Below are 23896 nucleotides of genomic sequence, written 5' to 3'. Positions count from 1 at the left end.
AATATTACTATGTTGTAGTTACTTATAAGTTTTCTTAAAACTCCAAAAATACTCCGCACAACCCCCATCCAAGCATTTGCCATAAAGTCCATGGACCATGCCCTAAAAAAAGTTTGATATAAAAGCAGATAATACACCTACAATAAATCCCTCAACGGAACCTAAAGTATAGCCCGACACTGCCACAATAAAAGTAGTAGGTTGAACATTAGGAACACCCGCAAAGGGAATTCTAAAAACACCTCCCATTGCAGCCATAGTTGATATTACTGCTAATTTTTTGAATCTATGCCCTTAAATTCAAACAATAAGAAAAAGTAAATAATAATTAAAACAGCCGATATTGTTATCATAGAATTTAAACCGATATTAAAATAAGTCAAAATTATAATTAAAGCTATAAAAATAACAAAAAATAGTCCATTTATTAACTTTTTCATATTATCACCATCAATAATTAGTTATCCTTTTTAGTATTTCTATGCCTTCCTTTGAATTAACGACTTTTATTTTATCTTTAAAAATTCTTGAAATCTGTGGAGAATAATATATAGCATCGCAAAGTATATCTAAGGTTTTCCCATGAGCAACAATTTCACCTTGGTGCATTATCATAGTTGAATCGCAAAAATCACCAACAAAATCACTTGTCATGGGTTATTATTATAACTGATTTACCTAAAGAGGCATATTCCTTTATAAAATTTCCTATTTCTATTTTATGATAAATATCTATTCCTCTGGTTGGTTCATCTAAGATTAAAATATCCGGTTTTGTTACAACAGTGCATGCTATAGCAAGCCTTTGCTTCTGCCCTCCGCTTAAATCCCGAGGATTTTTATCCATTATTCCATATAAATCAAATTTTTTCAATAATTCTATTACTTTTTCCCTATCAAAGTCACCAATATTTCTCAAACTATAAGAAGCTTCATCAAACACTGTATCTCTGCCAAAATAAAGTGTTGGATTTTGGGCCAAGTATCCGATGCTTTTTACTCTTTCAACATCATTTAATCTTTCTATTTCCTTACCATTTAAAATGATTTTACCTTTAAATTTCTTTATTAACCCAACTAATATTTTTGATAAAGTTGTTTTCCCTGCTCCATTATGCCCCATTATACCTAATACTTCACCTTTATGTAGATTAAAATTTATATTTTTTAGGATAGGTCTATTTGGACTATACTCAAAATATAAATCCTCTACCTTTAAAATTTCATCTTTAAAACTTTTTATATTACTGTCTCTTTTATTAGGGACATTTTTATTAGCTATTATTTTTTGGCTTCTTTTATATTTAACGGAACAGCTTTAAAACCAGCTTCTTTAAAAATAATCGATACTTTAGGCAAAAATTAATTTTCTCTATATAAATATTAATTTCATCTTTGCCAATCTCATTAATTATTCTTCCATCTTGCATAATCAATATTTTGTCAGCCATATCAAAGCTTTTATCCAGCCTTTGTTCAACTAAAATTATTGTCTTACCCATATCCTTATTTAATTTGTTTATAGCATTTAAAATTTCATCAGCAGAAATTGGATCAAGTTGAGATGTTGGTTCGTCTAATAAAATCACCTCTGGATCCATGGCTACTACTGAAGCTATTTCTACCTTTTGCCTTTCCCCACCTGAAATATTATTTATTGATTTTTCCTTTATAAAGTCCAAATTAAATAGGTTACTAACCTCTGCTATATTTTTTTCATGCGTGTTATGTCCATATTCAAATTTTCCATTCCAAAAGCTATTTCTCTTTCTATCGTGTTATAAACGCTTTGTTTCTCTGGATCTTGAAAAATGAATCCAACAGTTTCAAATAGCTCTTTTTTGATATATCTTTTATATTCTTATTTTTTACAAGGACTTGCCCCTTAATCTTCCCCCATAAAAATTTGGAATAAGCCCATTTATTGTTCTTAATATCGTTGACTTACCACATCCTGAAGGCCCTACAATCAATACAAAATCCCCTTCATTTATAGTCAAATTTATATTTTCAAGGGCCGGTCTTGAAGTTTCAGGATAATAATAAGTAAGATCCTTAATTTTTATCATTTCCATTAATCCACCACCAATTTACAAATACTATTGAATAAAAAACAAATAAAATTATTATTTCATATACTGTAATTTTTTTAAAGGACTATCGATTTGGGGAAAAAATTTAAAAGAATTTAAACCTAATATTAACTGCCCTATTAAGAATCCAATTGAAATAGTGCACATTAAAATTATAACATAATCTCTAAAATTGAAATTTTGATTTTTAAAACTACTTCTTTTGTTGAACCATATCCTCTTGAATACATCGCCTCTGCCAATTCTATCGAGTCCTCAAGGGAAGATAAAAACAAAATATTTACTACTTCACCATAGGATTTTATTCGTTTATAAAGATTTCCTTCAAATGTATTTCCCCTAATAAACTCAATTTCTTTAATATTATTTATTTGATTTATTAAACTAAAGCTCAGTCTATACACTAGGCTCATGACCAGTGAAGATTTACCAAATATTTTTGATATGATACTAAAGGCATCATCTGGATTTATTATTAAATTTCCAAAAGCAAATGTCATCATTATTGCAATAAGTCTTGATGCCATAAACAAGGAATAATAAAAAGATTCTAAAGTTATGTAAAAGTCCCCGATAATAAATATCTGTGTCTCTCCATTCTTGTTTATCAATAAATTAAAAATAATAATTATAAGTGCAATAAAAACTGAAAACCTAAAAAAGCAAAAACTTCTTTATGTATCTCGTTAACTTTAGCAAGTAAAATTAGTGAAATTAAAATAATCGCCAAAATTAAAATATTATTTATCATAAGAAATGCTATAATATAAGTCAAAATTAAAATTATATTTGTTAATGTATTAAATCTTTGAATGAATTTATCCCTTGAAAAATTCAACATAGTTATCACCTTTTATAATAAGATGGGTGGAAAAACCACCCATCATTTAATTTCAATATATTTGCTTTCACTTCTAATATACATCGGCTTACCGTCGATATTTTTTTCTGCATAAACTTTATATATCCCTGCTTGATCTAAAACTATAGTTGCTATTCCCTCCTCATTTGTGTTAATCCTATTTTCTCCAAAGCAAACTATAGCATCCTTTACAGCACTACCATTCGATGTCACTTTGACTTGGACTTGTGAGTTTAATTTTATATCGCCAAGAATTTCTATACTTAGTGGTTTTATTCCCCAATCTCCATAATAAACTAATATATTATCATTATCTTTTATTTCATAATCCGCCATTCCTGAGTTTGGTTCAGCATAATTTACCATATACATCCAGCCATCCCATCCACCAAAGGATCCACTTTTTATTTCTGCTATTTCATTTATAAATGGTGCCCCATAATCATAATTTACACTAAAACTAATATTGTTTTCTATTAATGCCCTAACTAAAGCAGCATAGGCAGATGGCTTTGCTGTGACATAGCTTTTCCCTTGAAGGTCATAAACTATTTTATTACCAGTTCTTACTTCAGCATCAAATATGGTTTTATCGGGTGCCTCAACTCTAACCTTTGTTATGAAACTTTTTTCTACCGGTTCAAAATTTCCTAAAACAACTTTTAATACTTTACCGTCCTTCTTTAATATTAACCTATAGTTTAAATTATTTAAATTAAAATTCTTAGAAAATTTAATTATGCCGTTGTTGCTTTTAGCAATAAGTAAATTCTTTTCACCATTTAATAAAATATTTGCTTCATCGTAATAGTTAGACTTTACAATTAAATCAAGTTGTTTAACATCCTTAAAATAAGAAGAATATAGAATATTAAAGCTAGAACTTTCTTCTCTATTTATAGCCTTATAGTAATTACCCCTCATACAAATAATATTTTTATATGCATTTTTCTTATTTACATAGCTTAATAAACTTCTTACAACTTGATTTGTAGCTATATCATCGACTTTCCCACTTTTAATATGTTTAAAACCACCAGTCTTATCCTTGTATAACAGCAATTCATTTATTATGTTTCTATTGTTAATGATATATTTTGACAAATCATCCCCTGATGATACAGCCGCCTGAAGGATCCACGCAATCGTTTCTGCAGTTTGTTGCTCTTTAGGCAATTTCTTTAAGTTATTTTTTAAATAGTTTAAAGCCTTATTAACAGATGCTGAATTTTTATTTCTACCTGTCATTGTCAAAGCTGTGATAGCCATTGCAGTAATATCTAAATCGCTTTTTCCTGAAATGACTAATGGAAATCCTCCGTCCTTATTTTGATTTTTTTCCAAATATGAAATTGCAGCGCTCCTATTGTAGCTCTCCTTTAAAGTTTCTAAAGCAATAATGCTCCATATATGACCATTTAAAAAATTTTCGTTTGTTCCATTGATCATATCCTTAAATTTGCCATTAGAAAGTTGTGAGGATTTTAAAATTTCAACTAAATCTATTCCATTAAAATTTCTAGGATCATATCCGGAGGCAGTTATAGTTAAAATATGTTTTGCATAGCTTGTTGTCCAATTATATGAGAGCTCTTTTAATATATCGCTGCTTTTTAAATCGATATATCTTTTTTCGTTAAATTTGATGTTATCTAATTTGTATCCTGCCATTGCAAGTGCAATTGCATCCCAGTCTTGTATGCCTTTTGTTTTTGTCTTTGTAAGTAAGTATTTCAAAGAAGAATTTAGAGCAGTCTTGGCATTGTTAAAGTTACTCTTAGAACTTGCAAGCGCATTGAAGTTTAAAGATATCATAAAAACTATAATCAATAATAAGCTTAATAATCTCTTTCCTAAATTTTTCATTTTTAAATCCTCCTTTTACGGTGTTAAATCTTTTATAGTCCATCCTTTATAATCAAAATTTAATGTATCCCCATCTTTTAAGATGATATCCTTTGCGCCCACCTTTGTTTTTTGCCATTCAAATAAATGAACCAGTCGTAGCCTAAAATACCTTTTTGAATATCTTCTTGTGTAAGTTCATTTTGAGGAATGGAGGCAATCCCATTGATTTCCTTAATAAAACCTCCAACTTCATACACCTTTGCATTTTCTTTTAATATTTGTAGAGCGTTTTTGGATGATAAGGTTTTTACCGTTTTATCAAATATTATTTCATTACCATTTTCTTTTGATATAATCAGTCTAATATTGATCTCCTTATTTTGAACTTTTTAGTAGTAGCTTGTAATTCTTTTTTGTATTCTGAGTTTCTTTGCTGCTTTTGTTAAATTCTTTAACAGGTAAGTTATTAGGGTCTTTGTTAGCTACATTTAACTTCTCATTGCTTTGTTGTATTGATGTTGAACTAATATTTTGTTTTGAGGTATCAATATTTTGACTTTTACACTAGCACATGATATAAATAATAAAAGGATTAAAATTATACTTAACAGCTTTTTCATAAATTCACCCCTTTCTTCATCAGAGGGAAAACAAAAGCCCGGAAAGGGCTTATTAACATAAGCTTTCCCTTCCCTCCGAAGGTTTTGCTCCTAATATACAGGCAGGTTTCCTGGCTCGTGGATCATCTTACTCCCTGGCCTTCCCAATTAGGTGGCTTTTCAGGTTTCATACCCACTTACAGTAGCAGGGGCTGCAGCGGATTTTCACCGCTTTCCCTTTTAACCCTTGTAGGGCACCTGTATATTTATTAAGTTTTATAGTATTAATTATATCACTAGATACAATTAATAACAATATTCATTTAATTCTGCTAGCGTTATAAATCTTATAAATTTTGCCTTTCTTAGTTGACACTTATCTAATATCTTAAAATTATATTTTTCAATAGAATCCTTCATATCCTCTAAAGTTACAAATACTGCTCTTTTTGCTAATCTTGCAGTATGTTTAATTATATCCTCTTGTATTTTTTAGTAGTTACCGATAAGACACCATACGGTAGATCAACTATAGCTGCGTCAAAATGTTCATTTATATCTTTAATATCACTTCTTTTTATAGCAACAGGATAATTAAAGAAATTAAGATTTTCTCTTGCTCCCTTTACAACCTTATAATTTATATCATAGCCTTTAATATCTATTCCCATCGACAATGCCTCTAAAACCACTGTCCCAATTCCGCAACAGGGATCAACTACTTTTAAATTTAGATTTTTGCCAACTGCTATGTTAACCAATGCTCTTGAAACCCTTGAAGTTAAAGAATTACAATATTGAACTGGTTTTTTATCATGTATATGCCAAATACCTTCATTTCTAAGCAATTGTCCTACTATCCATTTATTCTCAAAATCTATAACGCCGATTTTAAATAAGGGATCATGAATAGCTACTTTGCCTTTAATAGCACTACCAATAATGCTTTCCACAAAATGCTTTTTATTTAAATCCATTCTTTCAAATAAACTTATATATTGAACCTTATAATTATCATAACTTAGCTCCATAGTTTTAATTTTTTCAGCTAAGTTTTTGATATCACAATCCTCAGCATCGATTTTTATACTATATTTAACATAGGGACTTCTATTTACATCTACATAATCTTCATAAAAAAATATTTTTCCTTTAAATCTATTCCAAAAGATGTCTAATTTCCATTTTGCAAAATTCCTTTTCTCCATCCGGAAAGTTAACATAGTAAAAATACATATCTTCACCAACCCTAAATTATTTATAAAAACAAATCCACCTTAAAGGTGGATAATGTGGTGCGGGCGAAGGGACTTGAACCCATACGCTCTAAAGCCCTAGATCCTGAATCTAGTGCGTCTGCCAGTTCCGCCACGCCCGCATATTTCTAATAAAATTCTATCATCATTTATTTTAATTGTCTATATATTTAATCATTGTGAATCAATTACATCTTCTACTTTCTCCTCTAAAGTATTTTGTGATATGACTTTTTTGTTCCAATTCTAACCTTCCCCTTTGCTGGCTTATAGTAATCCTTAGATAACAACTCTTTTTTATTAAAATACCATCTTTATATATTTTTCTATAAGTTACAGACTTTACCCCATCGATTGGCTTTGCTTCAACTATCTTTTGACCCTCAGGCAATGTTGGATCTTTTATATATTCTGTAGTTGTTGGAATTCTTTCTATTATTTCACTTTCTATTACTATTTTTATATTTGGGTTTTCATTAGCCCCATAAAAAATTACATTTACATAAGAGTTAGATACCCATGCCTTTATATATATAGGTGCATTACTGGTATTCTTAAACTTAAAATCTATTGAAGTGCCTGAAATAGTAGCATCGCGCCCTGGAGGAACATAGGAAACTTTAAGCCCATGGGGGCGTCTCTCAATTATATCGAAATTAGCTAATAATGCTGCATTGTAAACTGTTGTAGTAACCTGACATATACCACCTGCAAGTCCAGGAACCAATGTCCCATTTATTATCACTGGAGCTTCTTTGTATCCTTTTGAAGCTACCCTTGGGCCTAAAACCTTATTCATTGAAAAAATTTCGCCAGGCATAACCACAAGTGCCGTCCAAACTTTGAGCAGCTATTTTTAAATTACCAGTTCTATTAACATCTGAAGGATTGAATTTTGTTGAAAAAACTGATATCTTTTCTTTTATTTTTTCTAAATCTGAAGATTTTATCTTAGCTTCAACTTTTAAAGTTGGAATATGAATTTCTTTGTTTTCTTTATTTTGAATAGCATCTACTATGAGGCTTTTTAAATTTTCTTCATCAACTTTAATGCCATTTTCTTCTTTTGTAATAACAAAATTCTGACCTAGTAACTTAATTGTTGCATCTTTAAAGGGCTTATTTATTTCTCGGGAAATCTTTTGAACAATTTTGTCTATGTTAGTTTTATCATAACTTAAATCTAATGTAATATTTACACTTGAATTTAACAATTTGATTCTTTCGATAGTTTGTCTAAAAATATTACCTTCTTTTCCAATTAATAAAGCCTTATCCACAGCTTCTTCGATATTATATCTTACATTTAAATCCTTAAAGGTTGTTTTGAATATCCTATCTTGATAAGTAAATTTAATAGTTTTTTCTTGTAATGGCTTATTAAATTTTTCATCTAAAAGACCTATTGCTTCCTCCTTTGTCATTTCACCAACATTTTCATTGTTAATATAAATGCCTTTAAATATTTTATTGTTATTAGCACTTGTTTTTAAAAAAGCCGACACAGCTGGAACAGAAATTAAAATCAAGATAAATACTATAAGTGCTGCCTTAGCGCCTTTATTCATAAAAGATCCTCCTAAGAAATTTTTAAGCTAAATTAGTTTATTCTACAAAAAGATAATTTTCCTTCTAAATTAAAAATATATTTTTTATTTATTTTCTGCGAAATATTTACAAAAATCTCTTAATTTACACAAGTCACATTTAGGGTTCCTAGCAGTGCAAATTTTTCTTCCATGCCAGATAAGCCAATGGTGTGCTCTAGACCAATAACTCTTTGGGATATTCTCCATTAGTTGTTTTTCCGTCTGCAAAACATCTTTAGCATTTGCAAGGCCTAATCTGTTTGCTACTCTAAACACATGTGTATCAACAGCAATTGCATCCTTCCCAAAGGCATTTGAAAGGACAACATTAGCACTTTTTCTCCCAACCCCAGGCAGTTTTATTAAATCTTCCATTTTATTGGGAACATTTCCATTAAACTGTTCAACTATAATTTTACTAGCTTCAATAATATTTTTTGCCTTTGTCTTATAAAGTCCACATATTTTTATATAACCTTCTAATTCCTGTGGAGTTAATTTTGCAATATCATGGGGTTTATTATAATCCTTAAAAAGCTCAGCTGTAGCTTTATTAACAGTTTCATCAGTAGTTTGTGCCGATAGTATTGTAGCTATTAGAAGTTCGTAGGGTGTTGTATAATTCAAAGCACATCCCAAATTTCCATATTCCTGTTCTAATATTTTAATTATATCCAAAGAATTATTCATATTTTCACTTCTAAATAATAATATAAAAAGGGCTTAAAGCCCTTTTATATTATACCCATTCTCTTTCCTACCTTTTCATAAATAGCAACTGCTTCATCGAGCATATCCTTAGTATGTGCTGCAGTAACAATATTTCTAACCCTTGCTTTTCCTCTTGGAACTGTAGGATAAGCAATACCTTGAGCAAAAAGTCCTTCTTTAAATAATTCATCGCTAAATTGCATTGCCTTTGCTTCATCACCAATTATTACTGGTGTAATTGGTGTCTCGCTCTTTCCTAAGTCAAATCCTAATGCAGAAAGCTTTTCTTTAAAGTATTTTGCATTATCCCAAAGTCTATCAACAAGCTCACTGCTTTCTGATAAAATTTCGATTGCTTTTAATGCAGCAGCTGCTGCCCTGGAGTCATTGCAGTTGAGAAAAGGAATGGTCTTCCTCTATGTTTTAACCAATCAATTAATTCCTTTGATCCTGCAACGTATCCGCCAACAACTCCTATCGCCTTTGAAAGAGTTCCAACCTGAACATCAACCCTTCCATATAACCCAAAGTGTGAAATAGAACCGCTACCATTCTTTCCTAATACACCTGAAGCATGAGCATCATCTACATAAACAAAGGCATCAAATTCTTCAGCGATTTCAACTATTTCAGGTAGCCTTGCTATATCTCCATCCATAGAGAATACTCCGTCAGTTACAATCATAAATTTCTTATACTGGCCACTTTCATAGGCTTCCTTTAAAGTTTTTCTTAAATCATCCATATCGTTATGTTTATATCTTAGAATTTTAGCTCCTGATAATCTACAACCATCTATAATGCTTGCGTGATTTAGTTCGTCGGATAGAATTGCATCCTCTTTTGTCATTAGAGCACTAACTGTTCCCATATTGCAGTTAAATCCTGATTGAAATACTATAACTCCTTCAGTTTTTTGAATTTTGCAAGTTTTTCTTCAAGTTCTTCATGAATATCTAAAGTTCCTACAATCGTTCTTACTGCGCCAGCTCCTGCACCATATTTTTCAGTAGCCTTGATTGCAGCTTCTATTAATCTTGGATCATTTGCAAAACCTAAGTAATTGTTAGAAGATAAATTTATTACTTCCTTTCTATTGATAATACACTTAGGGCCTGTTGGACCTGTAACAACAGGAAGTTTCCTATAAACCCCTGAGCCTTTAATTCCTCCAAATTTTTAACTAAAAAATCATGTAATGTTTTGCTCCCCATTTTTACACCTCCAAATTATATTCATATCCTAGATTTATTTTACAATATTTCTATATTAATGTCTATTATTTCTGCCCTTCCATCCTGCTCAATTTGTCTAAAAATTGAATTTAAAGTTGCATCTACTACTTTCTTATCGCTGCCTACAGTTGCAATACCCAATTCGCATAGTTGCCATTTGTCATTTTCTCCAACTTCTGCTACCGAAGCATTGTGCTGCATTATTTTGGATATTAAGCTCTTTACTATTTGTCTTTTTTCCTTTAAAGAATGTGGTGTAAAAATTTTAATTTAATATTTGCAATTCCAACTATCATTTATAAACTCCCCTATACTCATCTGGTAATAGTTCAGCTATCTTTTTCATTAAATAATTTAAACAATAATTATCATATTCTTCTTTATTCATTCCTTCAATTTTTTCTGGTAAACTAAAAGCTTTTCCTATATTTACAGTAACATCTGCCTTAAAAATCTTTCCTTCCCCATATCATCGTCATTAATAGGCATAAGCTTTTCTGTTCCATAAAGTCCAATCGGAACTATTGGAACATTACACCTTCGTGAAATTAAAATAATTCCTTTTTTACCTTCTATCATTTTTCCAGTTCTTGAACGTGTTCCTTCAGGAAATATCATCAGAGAATGTCCTTCTTTAATAACATTTATACTTTTTTAATCGCCTCAATATCAGCTGAATTTGGATGGATTGTAATAGTGTTTACCGCTTCAATACCTATTCTACTTAATGCTTTAGGCTGTAGCTTAACTCCAGCAACAAAATAAGGATCAAAATCCTTTAATACTTTATTTAATATAAGTCCATCAGAATTGCTTAAATGATTCGCTATAAAAATGACTGGTGATTTTAAACTAGCGAGATTTTCATAATTTTTAACTTCAATATGAGCATATTTGTTTAGAGTATAGTCAACAATTTTTTTACAAATAGGTTTATAAATACTTTCAGGTAAAGCAAATAAAACCTTGCCTAAAATGTCTTTTAACATTATATCATCCCTTCGTAATAATTCTTCTTTAGTCTAATAATTACAATATAACATTTATTAAGAAGGATAAGATGCTAATAACGATATAACCTATTATTGCAGAGCCAAGGCCGCTTACAATAAAACCTGTTGTAAACATAGAAACCAGCATTAATAATATACCGTTAATTACTAAGGTAAAAAGTCCTAAAGTAACAACGTTAATAGGTAAAGATAAAATTAACAAAACAGGTTTTATTAAAGCATTTGCTAATCCCAAAACAATTGCTGCAACAATTGCAGTCCCAAAGCTGTTTATGTGTATGCCTTCAACTAAATTTGCAGTTAAATAAATAGCCGTTGCGTTTATTAATGTCTTAGCTAAAAAACCTTTGTCATCTCTCTTTGACACTAATATCCCCCATCCTTTTTAAATAATATTCTACATAATATGAAAAATAATCATCGTTAATTAAAGATTTTATTTTAGCTTGACCTTCATTAGTTCTACTATTAGCTAAGGCAATAATAAGGTTTCTTTGTAGTATTTTTTGCCTCTCCAGCCACCAGAAGTTTTTGATATGTTTCTTTAAACCTTTTATTTGACATATTTAAAAAGTCTTCTGCTACTACATTTATATTCCACTCTTCAGGCATAAAATCCTTTATGTTCGAATAAAATACATTTTTATTTAAGGGGCAAACATCCTGACAGGTATCACATCCATAAATTCTATTGCCCATTTTGGCCATTTCTTCATAAGTTAGTCCATCTTTTTCTGGGTAATATAGGATAAACATTTTTTAGAATTTACATAATAAGGTCTTTCAATTGCTCCTGTTGGACAGGCCTTCATGCAAATCTCACAATCACCACATTTCGATTTAATTGGAATGTCAGGTTCAATATAAATGTCTGTAACCAACTCCCTAAAAAGACGAAGGAACCATATTTCTCAGTGTATATATTTGTGTTTTTTCCGTAAAACCCTATTCCACTCATATATGCAATTTCTCTATCATGTAAGGGCCCTATATCACAAAAGTAGAAGGAATTAGCATTAAACTCTTCTTTTAAATATATTTGTATTTTATTTAATTTATTATATAAAACTTTATGATAATCTAATCCCAATGATGATTTTGAAAAAAATGGTTTATTATAATCGATCTCCATCGTTCTATAGGGAACAGCTATTGATATAAAGGATTTAGCATTTTCCATAATATTCTTTACATCTATTCTTTTATATTCATCTTCCTCCTCAAACCCTGACAAATGTCCATTTAACCTTTTTTCTCTTAATCTATTAACAAACTCATCCTTAAAATTTATACTTGAAAACCCAATGTATTCAATGCCAATATGTTTTGCATAATTTATTATTTTTTCCTTTATCATCATTTCACCCCAGGGTTTTAAACTTTTAGGACTTATTATTAGTATAAATTGTTTTTTAAAATTCCACAATAATAAATAGAAAATAATATGAAGGGATAACAATGAGAAGAAAGGTAGCCGTTGAAAGAAATCTGCAAAACGTAAGACAATACTTTGAAAGCCAAGGATATAAAGTTGACATATTTGATGGTCCTCAAATTTATAACATTAAAGGGAATAATAACTATGATGCAATAATCGTAGCAGGAGGAAATAAGGATTTTCTTGGCATTCAAAATGCTGAAAGTAAAACCCCTGTTATCGATGCAACTGGCATGACAGCACAAGACATATATAATCGCGTTACCAAATTAGAATTTTAAAACCCAGGTGAAACCTGGGTTTTAAATCCATAATCCATATATAACATTATTTAAATTTTCTTTATCCTTTATCGATTCATAATCTATTTTAACTACTTTACCTGGGATTCCAACCACTTGTCCCATAGGGAGGGACATCCTTTAGAACAACTGAATTGGCACCAATTTTAGCATTATTCCCTATTTTTATCGGTCCTAATATCTTAGCTCCTGCTCCAATTACCACATTATCTCCAACGGTCGGATGACGTTTAACGTTCTTTTCCTTTCCTGTTCCACCAAGGGTTACACCGTGAAAAATAGTTACATTGTTCCCTATCTCGGCCGTTTCTCCTATAACAACTCCCATCCCGTGATCTATAAAAAGACCTTTGCCTATTTTAGCACCTGGATGTATTTCTATACCCGTTCTATGCCTTGCAAATTGAGATATCCATCTTGCTATCACAAAGTGTTTTCTGACATAAAACCAATGGGCAATTCTATGATAAATTAATGCGTGTAACCCCGGATATAAAAGAATAACTTCCAAAAGACTTTTCGCAGCCGGATCCTTCTTTAATATATTTTTGCCTCTTCAATAATCATTTTAAACATACTAATCACTCCTCAAAAAGGTCTGTTGATAAATACCTTTCACCTGTATCAGGTGCTACTGTAACTATCCTTTTTCCCTTTCCTAAGTCCATTGCCTTACTTAATGCAACAAAAATTGCTGCGCCAGATGATATTCCAACTAATATTCCTTCTTTTTTTGCTAATTTTCTTGATGTTTGAAAAGCTTGTTCTGCTGTAACAGTTATAACTTCATCGATTACATCTTTATCAAGAATGTCAGGGATAAACCCTGCGCCTATACCTTGAATTTTATGAGGGCCTGGTTGACCTCCAGATAGAACTGGAGAATCTTTAGGTTCTACAGCAACAATCTTTATATTAGGAATTTCTCTTTTTAAAATTCTACCTACCCCAGTTATGGTTCCTCCTGTTCCAACACCGGCAATAAACATATCTATTTTACCTTCCGTTTGCTTTAGTATTTCTTGTGCTGTTGTTTTCATGTGAATTTGAGGATTGGCTATATTCTTAAATTGCTGCGGCATAAAATATCCATTTTCCTTTGCTAATCTATCAGCTTCCTCAACAGCACCCCTCATACCCTTTTTACCATCAGTTAAAACAAGCTCAGCACCATAGGCCTTCATGAGTTTTCTTCTTTCAATACTCATAGTTTCTGGCATAACTAAAATAACTTTATACCCTTTTGCAGCACCAACCATTGCAAGTCCTATACCTGTGTTTCCGCTTGTCGGTTCAATAATTGTGTCTCCAGGTTTTATTAATCCCAACTCCTCTGCTTTTTCAATCATAGATAAAGCTATTCTGTCCTTAACACTTGATCCCGGATTAAAGGACTCTAATTTCACTAGCACCTCAGCCATTCCTTCATCAGTCAATCTATTTAATTTAATCATTGGTGTGTTTCCAATCAATTCATAAATGTTGTTAAAAATCATATATTCTCCCTCCAATTATATTTATTTTTTCCCTGTGCACAGGAAAATTAAAAAACTATATAAAAAGCCTTCACCTCTTGTTCAGAGGCGAAGGCTTAATCTCCGCGGTTCCACTCTGATTGGGACAATAATCCCATCTCTATCCGGCACCATCATGCCGTCCCACTATAACGGGTGGACCCGTCTCAGCCTACTGAATTTCAGCCTAACGCTCACAGGTGCACTTCAGCTATACTTTTGTGTAGGACTCTTCCAGCCAAGGAGCCCCTCTCTGGCCACTCCATATAGCCTACTTTCCCTGATCACAGCGTTTAATTCCGATTAATTTACTCTGATTTTATTATATGATTTTTAATTAACCTTGTCAACAATCTAATGTTAAATATTTGTTAACTATCACTTACAAAAACATGCTTACCTATTACCTTTATTACAGGTCTTGACCATATCCATTTATTAGTTGTTTTCTCAGGATTGTAATAAAATAGCGCTCCCCTGATGGATCCCAACCATTGAGAGCATCTACTGCAGCTTTTTGGCGCTATCAACCGCAGGAAGATTAATCTGTCCATCATCTACTGCAGTAAATGCACCTGGCTGATAAATAACTCCTGGTATTGTTGATGGAAATCTTGGATCTCTAACTCTATTCATTACAACTCCCCCAACAGCAACCTGGCCTACATAAGGCTCTCCCCTTGCTTCACCTGAAATAAGTCTTGATAATAACTCTTGATTTTGTGAACCGTTGTATCCCCTTTGGGCACTGCCTACATTAATTCCTAATGCTGCCAAGGTTTTAGGTCCCACAATCCCATCAGGATAAAGACCGTTTTTCCTTTGAAACTCCTTTACTGCAGTATAAGTAAGATATCCATAAATTCCATCAACGTTACCCTTATAATAACCCCAATTTTTAAGTCTTCTTTGTATTTCAATAACGGTTTCACCTCTTGATCCCCAACTATATGTAGCTGCATTAATTATATTAATATAAATTATAGAAAATAAAATAACAGTAATAATAAACCATGTCACAAATACAATTTTTTCACAGCAACACCTCCCATTATATTTTTGTTAAATTAAAGATTTAATACCTTTTTATTTGACTATTTCAAATTAAAATAATATATTATTATTCAGTAAAGAATTTATTGAGGTGATGCTCTTGGACTTTTTACCCATTACTAAAGAAGATATGAAAAAAGAGGTTGGGATGAGCTTGATTTTATATTCGTAACAGGTGATGCTTATGTTGATCATCCTTCCTTTGGCCATGCAATAGTAACTAGACTTTTAGAAAGTTTAGGATTTAAAGTTGGAATAATATCACAGCCAAACTGGAAAACAGCTGAAGATTTTATTAAACTCGGTAAGCCTAAAATTGCTTTTTAGTTTCATCAGGTAATATAGATTCTATGGTAAACCACTATACAGTAAATAAAAAAGACGCAGTGAAGATGCATATTCACCAGGTGGTAAAGGCAATCTTAGACCAGATAGAGCAGTTATAGTTTATTGCAATAAAATAAGAGAAATTTTTAAAGATGTTCCTATAATAATCAGGGGTATTGAGGCAAGTCTTAGACGTTTTGCTCATTATGATTATTGGGATGATAAAGTTAGAAGATCAATTTTATTAGATAGCAGTGCAGATCTTTTAGTTTATGGTATGGGGAAAAGCAAATTATAGAGATAGCTAATCTAATATCCTATGGTAAAAAATTACTGACCTTAATGATATTAATGGAACATGCTATATAACAAAGGACATTTCAAAGCTTATAAATTATATTGAAATTCCAAGTTATGAAGAAGTGGCAAAGGATAAGTTAAAATACGCAGCGGCTTTTAAGATTCAATACTTAGAACAGGATCCTATAAAGGGAAAAACATTAGTTCAAAAACATGGTAATGTCTACCTTGTTCAAAATCCTCCTGCTAAACCATTAACAGTAGAAGAAATGGATTTTATTTATTCTTTACCATATAAAAGAACATATCATCCTATATACAAAAATATGGTGGTGTTCCTGCTTTAAAGGAAGTAGAATTTAGTGTAGTATCCCATAGGGGATGCTATGGCGGTTGTTCTTTTTGTGCACTGCATTTTCACCAGGGAAGAATAATTCAAAAAGAAGCAGGGAATCGATCATAGATGAGGCTAAAAAGCTGACAAACATGCCAAACTTCAAAGGTTATATTCATGATATAGGAGGGCCAACGGCTAACTTTAGGAATCCTTCCTGCAAAGCTCAATTGGAACGAGGAATATGTAAAACTAGGCAATGCTTGCATCCTACCCCTTGCCCTAATCTTGAAGTTAGCCATGAAGAATATCTTGATATTCTTCGCCAAGTAAGAAACTTACCCAAGGTTAAAAAAGTTTTTATTAGATCAGGCATCAGGTATGATTATGTTCTTCTTGATAAAAGTGATAAGTTTTTAACTGAATTGATAAAAAATCATATTAGTGGGCAACTTAAAGTTGCTCCTGAACATGTGTGCGATAAAGTTTTAAAGGTTATGGGAAAACCTTCAAAAAAGTCTATGATAAATTTGTAAAGAAATACTTTGAATATAATAAAAAATTCGGCCTAAAGCAATACTTGGTTCCTTACTTAATGTCAAGCCATCCTGGAAGCGATTTAAAGGCTGCAATAGAGCTTGCAGAATATATTAGGGACATGGGATATAATCCAGAACAAGTTCAGGATTTTTACCCTACACCCGGTAGTTTATCAACAACAATTTACTATACTGGGGTTAATCCCTTAACCGGTGAAAAGGTTTATGTTCCTAAAGATCCTGAAGAAAAGAAAATGCAAAGAGCCCTTTTACAATTTAGGGACCCTAAAAATTATGATTTGGTTTATAAAGCCCTTATTAAGGCAAAACGAACTGATCTTATAGGATATGACAAAAAGTGTTTGATTCCGCCAAAGAAAAAGGAGAGAAAATGACATGAAAATAAACATATGGGATATTCTTTTAATTTTAAAGAATAATCCTCAAATAGCATATATTTACGCCATTATTAATAGCTTTTTTCAAGTTTTTTTCCCTCCTTATCCTGGAGACACTATAATAGCCCTTTTGGGCTATTTATCTTATTTAAAAATAATCAAAGGAGGCGTGGTTCTATCTTTAATAATTCTTTCAACCTTTTTAAGTAGTTCTTTATTATTATATCTTAGCTATAATTTTTCAGCCTTAATTGAAAATTCCCTTTACTTTCAAAGATTTTTTAATCTAAGGCAACTTGAAAATTTTGAAAAATGGTATAAAAAAATAGGACCTTTTTTATAGTTATAAGTAAATTTATCCCTGGGATAAATTCTATAGTAATAATTGCTTCAGGCCTATTTAAAATAGACATTAAATATTCTGTTATATCTATTGGAATTGCAACAATTATTCATAACTCAATGCTTTTTATTGCTGGTCGAATTGCAGGAGAAAATATTCATCTTTTAAAATCACTTATAAAAGAATATACCAGTTATGTTTTATTAGGTATAATTTTAATTACTCTTTTATACTTCCTTTTAAAACGGTATATCAATAAGGAGTAAAAATACTTATTGTTTTATCAGAAACCCTAACATCTAAAGGAAAATTAGGGCCTCTTTCTCCATCAATATCCGTTTCTATATCATCTGAACACTCAATTTTAAAATTTTTGCCTCTTAAATAAATAATATTATTGCTATCTAGATGTTCTCCTTTGAGCATCTTAATAAATAAATTTAAAAGTTCAACTAAATTACATTGCTTTACAGCAATCAAATTTAAATACCCATCATTTGCAGTTGCGTCAGGAGCTAATTTAAAACCTCCTGCAGATGACCCGTTTAATATTACGAACAAAAATATTTTTTCTTCAATAATTTTATCTTCTGTAGTTATCTTTATTGGAATAGCTCTGAAATTAGGAAGCTGTTCAATTCCTTTTAAATAATATGCAACCTTTCCCAATGTATTTTTTAAGTTAATATCTATTTTTGTGAAACATCCGTTAATAGTCCTGCTGCTGCAACATTTATAAAATACCTGTCATTAATTTTGCCAAGGTCAAACTTAGTTAAATTGCCTCTTACAATAGCTTCGCAGGCATCTGTAATTTTTCTTCCTATTCCAAGATGACTTGCAAAATCATTTGCCGTTCCTGATGGAATTATACCTAATGGCTTATTAATATTATGTTGTATCATTGCATTTATCACATGATTTATAGTGCCATCTCCTCCAGAAACTATTATAATATCATGTTCATTAGTAAATTTTATTCCTTCATAAATATTTTCTATAGATAAGGTTCTATATGGTGTAACAATATATCCGCCTAATTGCAATTTATGAACTACCTGATCAATTTTTAATCTAAAGGATCTATTTCCTGAATACGGATTGTATATTAAGAAGGCTCTTTGCATTGTAATCCCCCAATTTTTTTATTTTACTATAAAATAAGAGTTCCTGCAACAGCAGGAACCTTTTTAATAATATAATATATGAGTTGGTTTTGAAATATCACTCAAAGCTTCTCCTGCATCATCTGCAAGTTTAGATTCAACTGCTATGTCTCCTATTGCGAGCATTCCAACTAATCTGCCATTTTCCACAACTGGTAATCTCCTTACTTGCTTCTCCGCCATTACCCTTGCAGCATCATGAATATCCATATTAGGATTTGCTGTTGTTACTCCAACCGTCATAACATCCTTTGCTAAAACTTCATTAGGATTTTTACCAAAAGCAATATCCCTAAGAACTATATCCCTATCTGTTACAATACCAACAACTTTGTCTCCGTCAAGAACTGGAACAGAACCAACATTTTTATCTTTCATGATTTTTGCTATTTCTACAACTGGTGTATTGGGTGTTACATAAGCTACATTGGTAGTCATAAAATCTTTAACCTTCATTTATTGCACCTCCTAAATTATAGTTTTCCCCATAGTTTGTTAATAATTCTTTTAAAATATTGTAAAATATATTGTAATTTTATATAATAACTATAAAAAGGCTTAAAGGAGACGTGATTATGAAACTAAAAATTAGACCTGAAAGTTTTCCCTACGCACTTATTCTTTTTATAGTTTTTGTTGTTTTTTATTTTATTAACAAACTTTTATCCATCCTGCCACTTTTATTGATATTATTCGTTTTATTCTTTTTTAGGGACCCTGAAAGAAATATAACTATAGATGAAAAATGTTTTCTATCGCCAGCTGATGGTAAAATAATCGAAATATCAGAAATTTATGAAGATCAGTTTTTTAAATCAAAAGCTATTAAAGTTAGCATATTTTTATCATTATTTAATATCCATGTTAATAGAAGCCCTATAACTGGCAAGGTAACATACAAAAGCTATAGACCTGGTAAATATCTTCCAGCATTTAAGAGCCATGCATCTGAAATTAACGAAAGAAATACAATTGGTATAGAAAACGAATACACAAAAGTTCTAGTTCATCAAATTACAGGATTTGTGGCAAGGCGTATAGTTTGTTGGAGCAATATAGGAGACTTTTTAAAGCAGGGTGAAAGATTTGGGCTCATAAAGTTTGGTTCCTGCACAGAAATCATTGTGCCAATTGATACTGAAATAAAAGTAAAAGTAGGTGACTCCGTAAAAGGAGGATTAACTGTTATAGGAGTGATAAAATGAACGTAAAAATAAACAAAAATATTATTCCCAACATATTTACTTTTTTAATTTAACATGTGGTATGTTATCAATTATTTTTACATTAAATTCCAACTTTAAAATAGCCGCATTAATGATCATCCTCGCTGCATTTATGGATAGATATGACGGACGTATAGCAAGGCGATTTGACGCTGTATCTCCTCTTGGTAAGGAGCTTGATTCCCTTTGTGATTTAATTTCCTTTGGTGTTGCACCTGCTGTTCTTTCATGGAGCAACTTTTTGATAAATTTTGGAATTATAGGATACATTATTTCAATAATATTACCAATAGCTGGGGCATATAGATTGGCAAGGTTCAATGTAACACCCTTTAACAACTATTTTATTGGGGTCCCAATAACTTTCGCAGGTTTTTTCTTGCAGTTGATAATCTAATTGCTATATCACTGCCTCACAATATTTTATCTGCAATTATCATGTTGCTTTTATCCTATCTTATGGTATGTAAAATCAAATTTAAAAAGTTCTAAGAGCCCATGGGCTCTTTCAGATTGTAGACAAACCCTAATTGGTATTCAGGCTTTACAAGAGCCCCGTGAATGGATTTCAAAAGGCATCTCTCATGAGCTTTAGCAATTCTTGCTTTTCGACTTTTCAAAAGTCCGTAATTCTGCACACGGACGTGCAGAGCCGAGTGGCCGACACGGATGTCGGCTCACGAGAGTAGGACTTTGAAAACAAAGAAAAGCTTAGAATTGCTTAGCGAAATGAGCGAATGCCAGGGAAATCCTTCACGGGGCTTATCAAAAATAACTTTTTCAACAGTCTTTAAGAGCCCATGGGCTCTTTTTGTGTCAAAATTATAGGTGCTGCATATTATGTTATTGTAGTTTATTTTAGGAGTGGTTTGATGAATCTTAAGGGGAGCAAAACAGAGCAAAATCTATTAAAAACATTTGCTGGTGAGGCAAGAGCAAGAAATAAATATTCCTTCTTTGCAGAAAAAGCAAAGGAAGAGGGGTATGAATTCATCGCATCCGTTTTTAACGAAACATCTGATAACGAAAAAGCCCATGCAAGAAGGGTTTTTAATGATTTTTTAAAGCTTAATAAGTCTACTTCAGAAAATTTACTTGAAGCCGCAATGGGAGAAGCTTATGAGAGTGAAAAAATGTATAAGGAATTTGAAACAATTGCACGCCAAGAAGGATTTAGTGAAATTGCTGATTTTTACAAGGAACTTGCTGAAACGGAAGAATATCATAGAGAAAGATTCAATACAATCCTTCAAAATTTAAAGAGCGGTAAAATATTCAAAAGGGATAAGGAAACAAAATGGCATTGCAGAAACTGCGGTTATATCCATGAGGGCTTAGAAGCACCTGAGCGCTGTCCTCTTTGCGGATTCCCAAGAAGCTATTTTGAAATTTATTGTGAAAACTTCAAATAGGAAGTGATTATATGAAAAGATGCATGATTGCATGGGTTCCAATCGAATTATTGCTAAACGATGAAGTAGATACTTTTGAAAGTTTAACAAGAAACTCACAAAAGGAAATTGAAGAAGATTTGTTTAAAGAAATAGATGAAGAATATATTGAAGAAGAGATTAATAAATGAAAATCATGTCCTTGTGTCTTTTGGGCACAAGGCATCTTTTACTAATTTAAGCGGTGATAATATGAAAAAAATAACTCTAATAATCTTATTAATTATTTTTATTTTTTCAATGTTAAATAATATATTCATTTTAAATCTCATAACTACATTTTGCTTTCTTATTATAGTAGCTATAAAGCTAAGCAGGGAAATTAATGTTCTATCCTATTGGTTTGGTGATAAGCTTGGTGGTTTTATAAGCTCAACTTCCGGAAATTTGCCAGAACTTTTTATAAGCATCTTTGCCCTAAAAAGCAATTTAATCGAACTTGTGAAAAGTGGACTACTAGGCTCTATAATTGGAAATATGTTATTAGTATTGGGACTAAGTATTTTATTTGGTGGAATCAAATATAACGAACAAATATTTAATAAAATAATTGCAAGGACAAACTTTTCTTTGTTGTTTTTGGCACTTTGCAGCCTAATCATCGCCTCTACAATTTCCTTTCAAGGGAAGCTAAACACTCATAAATCATGTATTTTTAGCTTTTATATAGCAATAATTTTGTTGCTCATATATGTATTAGGTCTTATATTTTCGTTAGTAACACATAAAAATCTTTTTTGGTTCATTCCGACGAAAACAATAATGAGAATAACATTAAAAAACAAATTTTATTTTAATTATCATTCTTCTAATAATAGCCTACACTTTAAGTGAACACCTAGTAAGTTTAATAAATACAGCAATTACAAAATTCAAAATTCCAGAAAAAATTATGGGGATAATTATAATGCCTTTAATAGGCAATGTTGCAGAATATATAACTGCTATATATGCTTCCCTTAAAAATAAAATTAATCTATCTATAGAAATATCAATAGGTTCAAGCATGCAGTTATTATTATTTACTCTTCCTACAATTATTATTATTGCGTTTTTATTGGGACTTCCTTTAACTTTAGTGTATAGCTTCTATGAGCTTATAATATTAATAATTTCCATAGGATTAGCATTTTTGTATTCCAGGACGGAAAAAGCTATTGGCTGGAAGGTGCAATTTTATTAGCTTCTTACTTAATTATAATATTAGGATATTGGTTAATATAAAAGGCATGGAAATCCCATGCCTTTTACTGTTGCTTTTCAATTTTATCCTTTGGTGCACCACACTTTGGACATTTTGCAGGTTTACATCTTCCTTCCTTTGTTTCTCCACAAACAGTGCACTTAAATATTGCCATAAAAATCCCCCTTCATCTTTTGTTAAATAAATTTTACCATATCAAATCAATATTTGTAAATATTTATTCTCCAAAAATATTTTTCATTAACTTTTGACCGGTAGGCGTTGAAGCAATTCCACCCAAAGCTGTTTCCCTTAGTTCAAAGGGAAGTGACTTTCCAACTTTATACATTGCATCCACAACCTCATCAAAGGGTATAATGCTTTTTACACCGGCTAAAGCTAAATCAGCAGAAGTTAAGGCATTAACGGCACCAGAAGAATTTCTCAAATAACAAGGTGCCTCAACAAGCCCTGCCACCGGATCGCATACTAATCCTAAAATATTTTGAATAGCTATTGAAGCTGCATGTATAGCTTGCTCTGGAGTCCCTCCGGCCATTTCCACAACAGCTGCAGCCGCCATTGCAGCAGCTGAACCACATTCTGCCTGACATCCTCCCTCAGCACCTGATACTGTTGCATTTTTGCAATTATTTGGCCTATTCCTGAAGCAGTAAAAAGGGCCTTTACCATTTCGTCTTCATTTTTTCTAAAACCTCTGCTGCTGTTATCATAACTGCCGGCAAAATACCTGCAGAACCAGCTGTTGGAGCTGCAACTATCCTACCCATTGATGCATTGACTTCAGACACAGATAATGCTCTTGCCATAGCTTTATTTATTATATCTCCTGATATGGTTTTTCCTCTTCTATAATCTTCAACTTTTTTGCGTTTCCACCGATGAGCCCGCTAATGGAATTAACTTCTTCATTTAATCCTTTATTTGCAGAATCCATCATAACCTTTAAAACGTTCCTCATTCCTTCAAATACTTCTTCTTTGGTTTTTCCTGTTCTTTCGCATTCAAAATCTAAAACTATTTCCCAAATTTTTTTATTTGATTCTTTAGTTAAGTTTAATAAATCCTTCCCTTTAGTATACATAAAATTATCCT

Annotated in this window: 31 protein-coding genes, 1 tRNA gene, 8 pseudogenes, 1 riboswitch and 1 other annotated feature; of the genes and pseudogenes, 8 read left to right on the top strand and 32 right to left on the bottom strand. The window is 31.5% G+C overall.

What is annotated here, in order from left to right:
- Positions 1-102: 102 nt before the first annotated feature.
- From PWK10_RS04460 to PWK10_RS04350, 24 genes and pseudogenes are all read right to left on the bottom strand, one after another.
- Positions 103-258 (bottom strand): hypothetical protein, encoded by a 156-nt coding sequence (locus PWK10_RS04460; protein WP_274767506.1) that lies wholly within the window; start codon positions 256-258, stop codon positions 103-105.
- Between the two features lie 14 nt (positions 259-272).
- Positions 273-440 (bottom strand): hypothetical protein, encoded by a 168-nt coding sequence (locus tag PWK10_RS04455; RefSeq protein WP_274767505.1) that lies wholly within the window; start codon positions 438-440, stop codon positions 273-275.
- Between the two features lie 10 nt (positions 441-450).
- The gene (locus PWK10_RS04450; protein ID WP_274767504.1) at positions 451-654 is read right to left on the bottom strand and encodes a hypothetical protein; all 204 of its coding nucleotides are present in this window, start codon (positions 652-654) and stop codon (positions 451-453) included.
- Complete coding sequence (locus tag PWK10_RS04445) at positions 644-1123, bottom strand: ATP-binding cassette domain-containing protein (RefSeq protein WP_274767503.1); 480 nt, start codon at positions 1121-1123, stop codon at positions 644-646. Before PWK10_RS04445 ends, PWK10_RS04450 begins: the two co-directional genes overlap by 11 nt.
- A gap of 181 nt (positions 1124-1304) precedes the next feature.
- The gene (locus PWK10_RS04440) at positions 1305-1682 is read right to left on the bottom strand and encodes an ATP-binding cassette domain-containing protein (RefSeq protein WP_274767502.1); all 378 of its coding nucleotides are present in this window, start codon (positions 1680-1682) and stop codon (positions 1305-1307) included.
- A gap of 186 nt (positions 1683-1868) precedes the next feature.
- On the bottom strand, positions 1869-2075 hold the full coding sequence (locus PWK10_RS04435; RefSeq protein ID WP_274767501.1) for an ATP-binding cassette domain-containing protein: 207 nt from the start codon (positions 2073-2075) through the stop codon (positions 1869-1871).
- Positions 2076-2245: 170 nt separating this feature from the next.
- A pseudogene (locus PWK10_RS04430) lies at positions 2246-2743 on the bottom strand (energy-coupling factor transporter transmembrane component T); the annotation flags it as partial.
- A 233-nt stretch (positions 2744-2976) separates the two neighbouring features.
- Entirely contained in the window at positions 2977-4821 is a 1845-nt protein-coding gene (locus PWK10_RS04425) for a DUF4430 domain-containing protein (protein ID WP_274767500.1), read from the bottom strand.
- 77 nt (positions 4822-4898) lie between these two features.
- Positions 4899-5060 (bottom strand): hypothetical protein, encoded by a 162-nt coding sequence (locus PWK10_RS04420; protein ID WP_274767499.1) that lies wholly within the window; start codon positions 5058-5060, stop codon positions 4899-4901.
- A gap of 231 nt (positions 5061-5291) precedes the next feature.
- Entirely contained in the window at positions 5292-5423 is a 132-nt protein-coding gene (locus PWK10_RS04415) for a hypothetical protein (RefSeq protein WP_274767498.1), read from the bottom strand.
- An 83-nt stretch (positions 5424-5506) separates the two neighbouring features.
- Positions 5507-5679: riboswitch (cobalamin riboswitch) on the bottom strand.
- 196 nt (positions 5680-5875) lie between these two features.
- Complete coding sequence (locus tag PWK10_RS04410) at positions 5876-6625, bottom strand: TRM11 family SAM-dependent methyltransferase (RefSeq protein WP_274767497.1); 750 nt, start codon at positions 6623-6625, stop codon at positions 5876-5878.
- A gap of 70 nt (positions 6626-6695) precedes the next feature.
- Positions 6696-6780 (bottom strand) — tRNA-Leu (locus tag PWK10_RS04405).
- A 62-nt stretch (positions 6781-6842) separates the two neighbouring features.
- Positions 6843-7457 carry a VanW family protein gene (locus PWK10_RS04400; RefSeq protein ID WP_274767496.1) on the bottom strand — a complete coding sequence of 205 codons (615 nt, stop codon included), beginning with the start codon at positions 7455-7457 and terminating at the stop codon, positions 6843-6845.
- A complete protein-coding gene (locus PWK10_RS04395) occupies positions 7450-8226 on the bottom strand; it encodes a peptidoglycan binding domain-containing protein (RefSeq protein ID WP_274767495.1) in 777 nt (258 codons plus the stop codon). Before PWK10_RS04395 ends, PWK10_RS04400 begins: the two co-directional genes overlap by 8 nt.
- A gap of 84 nt (positions 8227-8310) precedes the next feature.
- A complete protein-coding gene (gene nth / locus PWK10_RS04390) occupies positions 8311-8937 on the bottom strand; it encodes an endonuclease III (RefSeq protein ID WP_274767494.1) in 627 nt (208 codons plus the stop codon).
- 44 nt (positions 8938-8981) lie between these two features.
- Positions 8982-9305, bottom strand: coding sequence for an aminotransferase class I/II-fold pyridoxal phosphate-dependent enzyme (locus PWK10_RS04385; protein ID WP_274768116.1), 324 nt, complete (start codon positions 9303-9305; stop codon positions 8982-8984).
- Positions 9306-9316: 11 nt separating this feature from the next.
- Positions 9317-9990: pseudogene (locus PWK10_RS04380) on the bottom strand (aminotransferase class I/II-fold pyridoxal phosphate-dependent enzyme).
- Between the two features lie 50 nt (positions 9991-10040).
- Entirely contained in the window at positions 10041-10172 is a 132-nt protein-coding gene (locus PWK10_RS04375) for a hypothetical protein (protein WP_274767493.1), read from the bottom strand.
- Positions 10173-10211: 39 nt separating this feature from the next.
- Entirely contained in the window at positions 10212-10457 is a 246-nt protein-coding gene (locus PWK10_RS04370) for a DUF503 domain-containing protein (protein WP_274768115.1), read from the bottom strand.
- Between the two features lie 28 nt (positions 10458-10485).
- A pseudogene (locus PWK10_RS04365) lies at positions 10486-11182 on the bottom strand (lysophospholipid acyltransferase family protein).
- Between the two features lie 40 nt (positions 11183-11222).
- Complete coding sequence (locus PWK10_RS04360; RefSeq protein ID WP_274767492.1) at positions 11223-11573, bottom strand: phage holin family protein; 351 nt, start codon at positions 11571-11573, stop codon at positions 11223-11225.
- 101 nt (positions 11574-11674) lie between these two features.
- The gene (locus PWK10_RS04355; protein WP_274767491.1) at positions 11675-11905 is read right to left on the bottom strand and encodes a hypothetical protein; all 231 of its coding nucleotides are present in this window, start codon (positions 11903-11905) and stop codon (positions 11675-11677) included.
- A 6-nt stretch (positions 11906-11911) separates the two neighbouring features.
- Positions 11912-12087: pseudogene (locus PWK10_RS19435) on the bottom strand (4Fe-4S double cluster binding domain-containing protein); the annotation flags it as partial.
- The gene (locus PWK10_RS04350) at positions 12015-12563 is read right to left on the bottom strand and encodes an epoxyqueuosine reductase (protein WP_274767490.1); all 549 of its coding nucleotides are present in this window, start codon (positions 12561-12563) and stop codon (positions 12015-12017) included. The gene PWK10_RS04350 and the pseudogene PWK10_RS19435, both read right to left, overlap by 73 nt.
- Before the next feature lie 101 nt (positions 12564-12664).
- On the opposite strand from PWK10_RS04350, the gene PWK10_RS04345 reads away from it, so the two are divergent.
- A complete protein-coding gene (locus tag PWK10_RS04345) occupies positions 12665-12925 on the top strand; it encodes a YkuS family protein (RefSeq protein ID WP_274767489.1) in 261 nt (86 codons plus the stop codon).
- Between the two features lie 97 nt (positions 12926-13022).
- Here PWK10_RS04345 and epsC read toward each other — a convergent pair whose 3' ends face one another.
- The 3 genes and pseudogenes from epsC to sleB all read right to left on the bottom strand — a co-directional run bounded on the left by epsC (position 13023) and on the right by sleB (position 15489).
- Positions 13023-13457 carry a serine O-acetyltransferase EpsC gene (gene epsC / locus PWK10_RS04340; protein ID WP_274767488.1) on the bottom strand — a complete coding sequence of 145 codons (435 nt, stop codon included), beginning with the start codon at positions 13455-13457 and terminating at the stop codon, positions 13023-13025.
- A gap of 70 nt (positions 13458-13527) precedes the next feature.
- Positions 13528-14442: a cysteine synthase A gene (gene cysK, locus PWK10_RS04335; protein WP_274767487.1), complete on the bottom strand. Its 915-nt coding sequence runs from the start codon at positions 14440-14442 to the stop codon at positions 13528-13530.
- A gap of 80 nt (positions 14443-14522) precedes the next feature.
- Positions 14523-14757: a binding site (T-box leader), on the bottom strand.
- Between the two features lie 74 nt (positions 14758-14831).
- A pseudogene (sleB, locus tag PWK10_RS04330) lies at positions 14832-15489 on the bottom strand (spore cortex-lytic enzyme).
- A gap of 115 nt (positions 15490-15604) precedes the next feature.
- On the opposite strand from sleB, the pseudogene PWK10_RS04325 reads away from it, so the two are divergent.
- A pseudogene (locus PWK10_RS04325) lies at positions 15605-17408 on the top strand (YgiQ family radical SAM protein).
- A gap of 598 nt (positions 17409-18006) precedes the next feature.
- Here the strand turns inward: PWK10_RS04325 and PWK10_RS04320 are convergent.
- The 3 genes from PWK10_RS04320 to PWK10_RS04310 form a co-directional block, all read right to left on the bottom strand.
- Positions 18007-18423 (bottom strand): hypothetical protein, encoded by a 417-nt coding sequence (locus PWK10_RS04320; protein ID WP_274767486.1) that lies wholly within the window; start codon positions 18421-18423, stop codon positions 18007-18009.
- 20 nt (positions 18424-18443) lie between these two features.
- Positions 18444-18881: a diacylglycerol kinase family protein gene (locus PWK10_RS04315; protein WP_274767485.1), complete on the bottom strand. Its 438-nt coding sequence runs from the start codon at positions 18879-18881 to the stop codon at positions 18444-18446.
- 63 nt (positions 18882-18944) lie between these two features.
- Positions 18945-19376, bottom strand: coding sequence for a CBS domain-containing protein (locus PWK10_RS04310; protein WP_274767484.1), 432 nt, complete (start codon positions 19374-19376; stop codon positions 18945-18947).
- A 119-nt stretch (positions 19377-19495) separates the two neighbouring features.
- Between PWK10_RS04310 and PWK10_RS04305 the strand changes: the two genes are divergently transcribed.
- From PWK10_RS04305 to PWK10_RS04280, 6 genes and pseudogenes are all read left to right on the top strand, one after another.
- Positions 19496-20125 carry a phosphatidylserine decarboxylase family protein gene (locus PWK10_RS04305; RefSeq protein WP_274767483.1) on the top strand — a complete coding sequence of 210 codons (630 nt, stop codon included), beginning with the start codon at positions 19496-19498 and terminating at the stop codon, positions 20123-20125.
- A pseudogene (pssA, locus tag PWK10_RS04300) lies at positions 20122-20638 on the top strand (CDP-diacylglycerol--serine O-phosphatidyltransferase). The gene PWK10_RS04305 and the pseudogene pssA overlap by 4 nt, the downstream one beginning before the upstream one ends.
- Positions 20639-21018: 380 nt before the next feature.
- Positions 21019-21558, top strand: coding sequence for a rubrerythrin (rbr, locus tag PWK10_RS04295; RefSeq protein WP_274767482.1), 540 nt, complete (start codon positions 21019-21021; stop codon positions 21556-21558).
- Between the two features lie 11 nt (positions 21559-21569).
- Complete coding sequence (locus tag PWK10_RS04290; protein WP_274767481.1) at positions 21570-21728, top strand: hypothetical protein; 159 nt, start codon at positions 21570-21572, stop codon at positions 21726-21728.
- Between the two features lie 61 nt (positions 21729-21789).
- Positions 21790-22431: a hypothetical protein gene (locus PWK10_RS04285; RefSeq protein WP_274767480.1), complete on the top strand. Its 642-nt coding sequence runs from the start codon at positions 21790-21792 to the stop codon at positions 22429-22431.
- A complete protein-coding gene (locus PWK10_RS04280) occupies positions 22388-22780 on the top strand; it encodes a hypothetical protein (RefSeq protein ID WP_342455693.1) in 393 nt (130 codons plus the stop codon). The genes PWK10_RS04285 and PWK10_RS04280 overlap by 44 nt, the downstream gene beginning before the upstream one ends.
- Before the next feature lie 64 nt (positions 22781-22844).
- Here PWK10_RS04280 and PWK10_RS04275 read toward each other — a convergent pair whose 3' ends face one another.
- Both PWK10_RS04275 and sdaAA read right to left on the bottom strand, forming a co-directional pair.
- The gene (locus tag PWK10_RS04275) at positions 22845-22955 is read right to left on the bottom strand and encodes an RCKP-type rubredoxin-like domain-containing protein (protein WP_156792030.1); all 111 of its coding nucleotides are present in this window, start codon (positions 22953-22955) and stop codon (positions 22845-22847) included.
- A 63-nt stretch (positions 22956-23018) separates the two neighbouring features.
- Positions 23019-23885: pseudogene (gene sdaAA / locus PWK10_RS04270) on the bottom strand (L-serine ammonia-lyase, iron-sulfur-dependent, subunit alpha).
- Between the last annotated feature and the right edge of the window lie 11 nt (positions 23886-23896).

Source organism: Caloramator sp. Dgby_cultured_2 (assembly GCF_028872215.1).
Classification (GTDB): Bacteria; Bacillota; Clostridia; order Clostridiales; family Caloramatoraceae; genus Caloramator; species Caloramator australicus.
The sequence above is the reverse complement of the archived record's forward strand: the minus strand, read 5'-3'. Positions and strand labels throughout refer to the sequence as shown.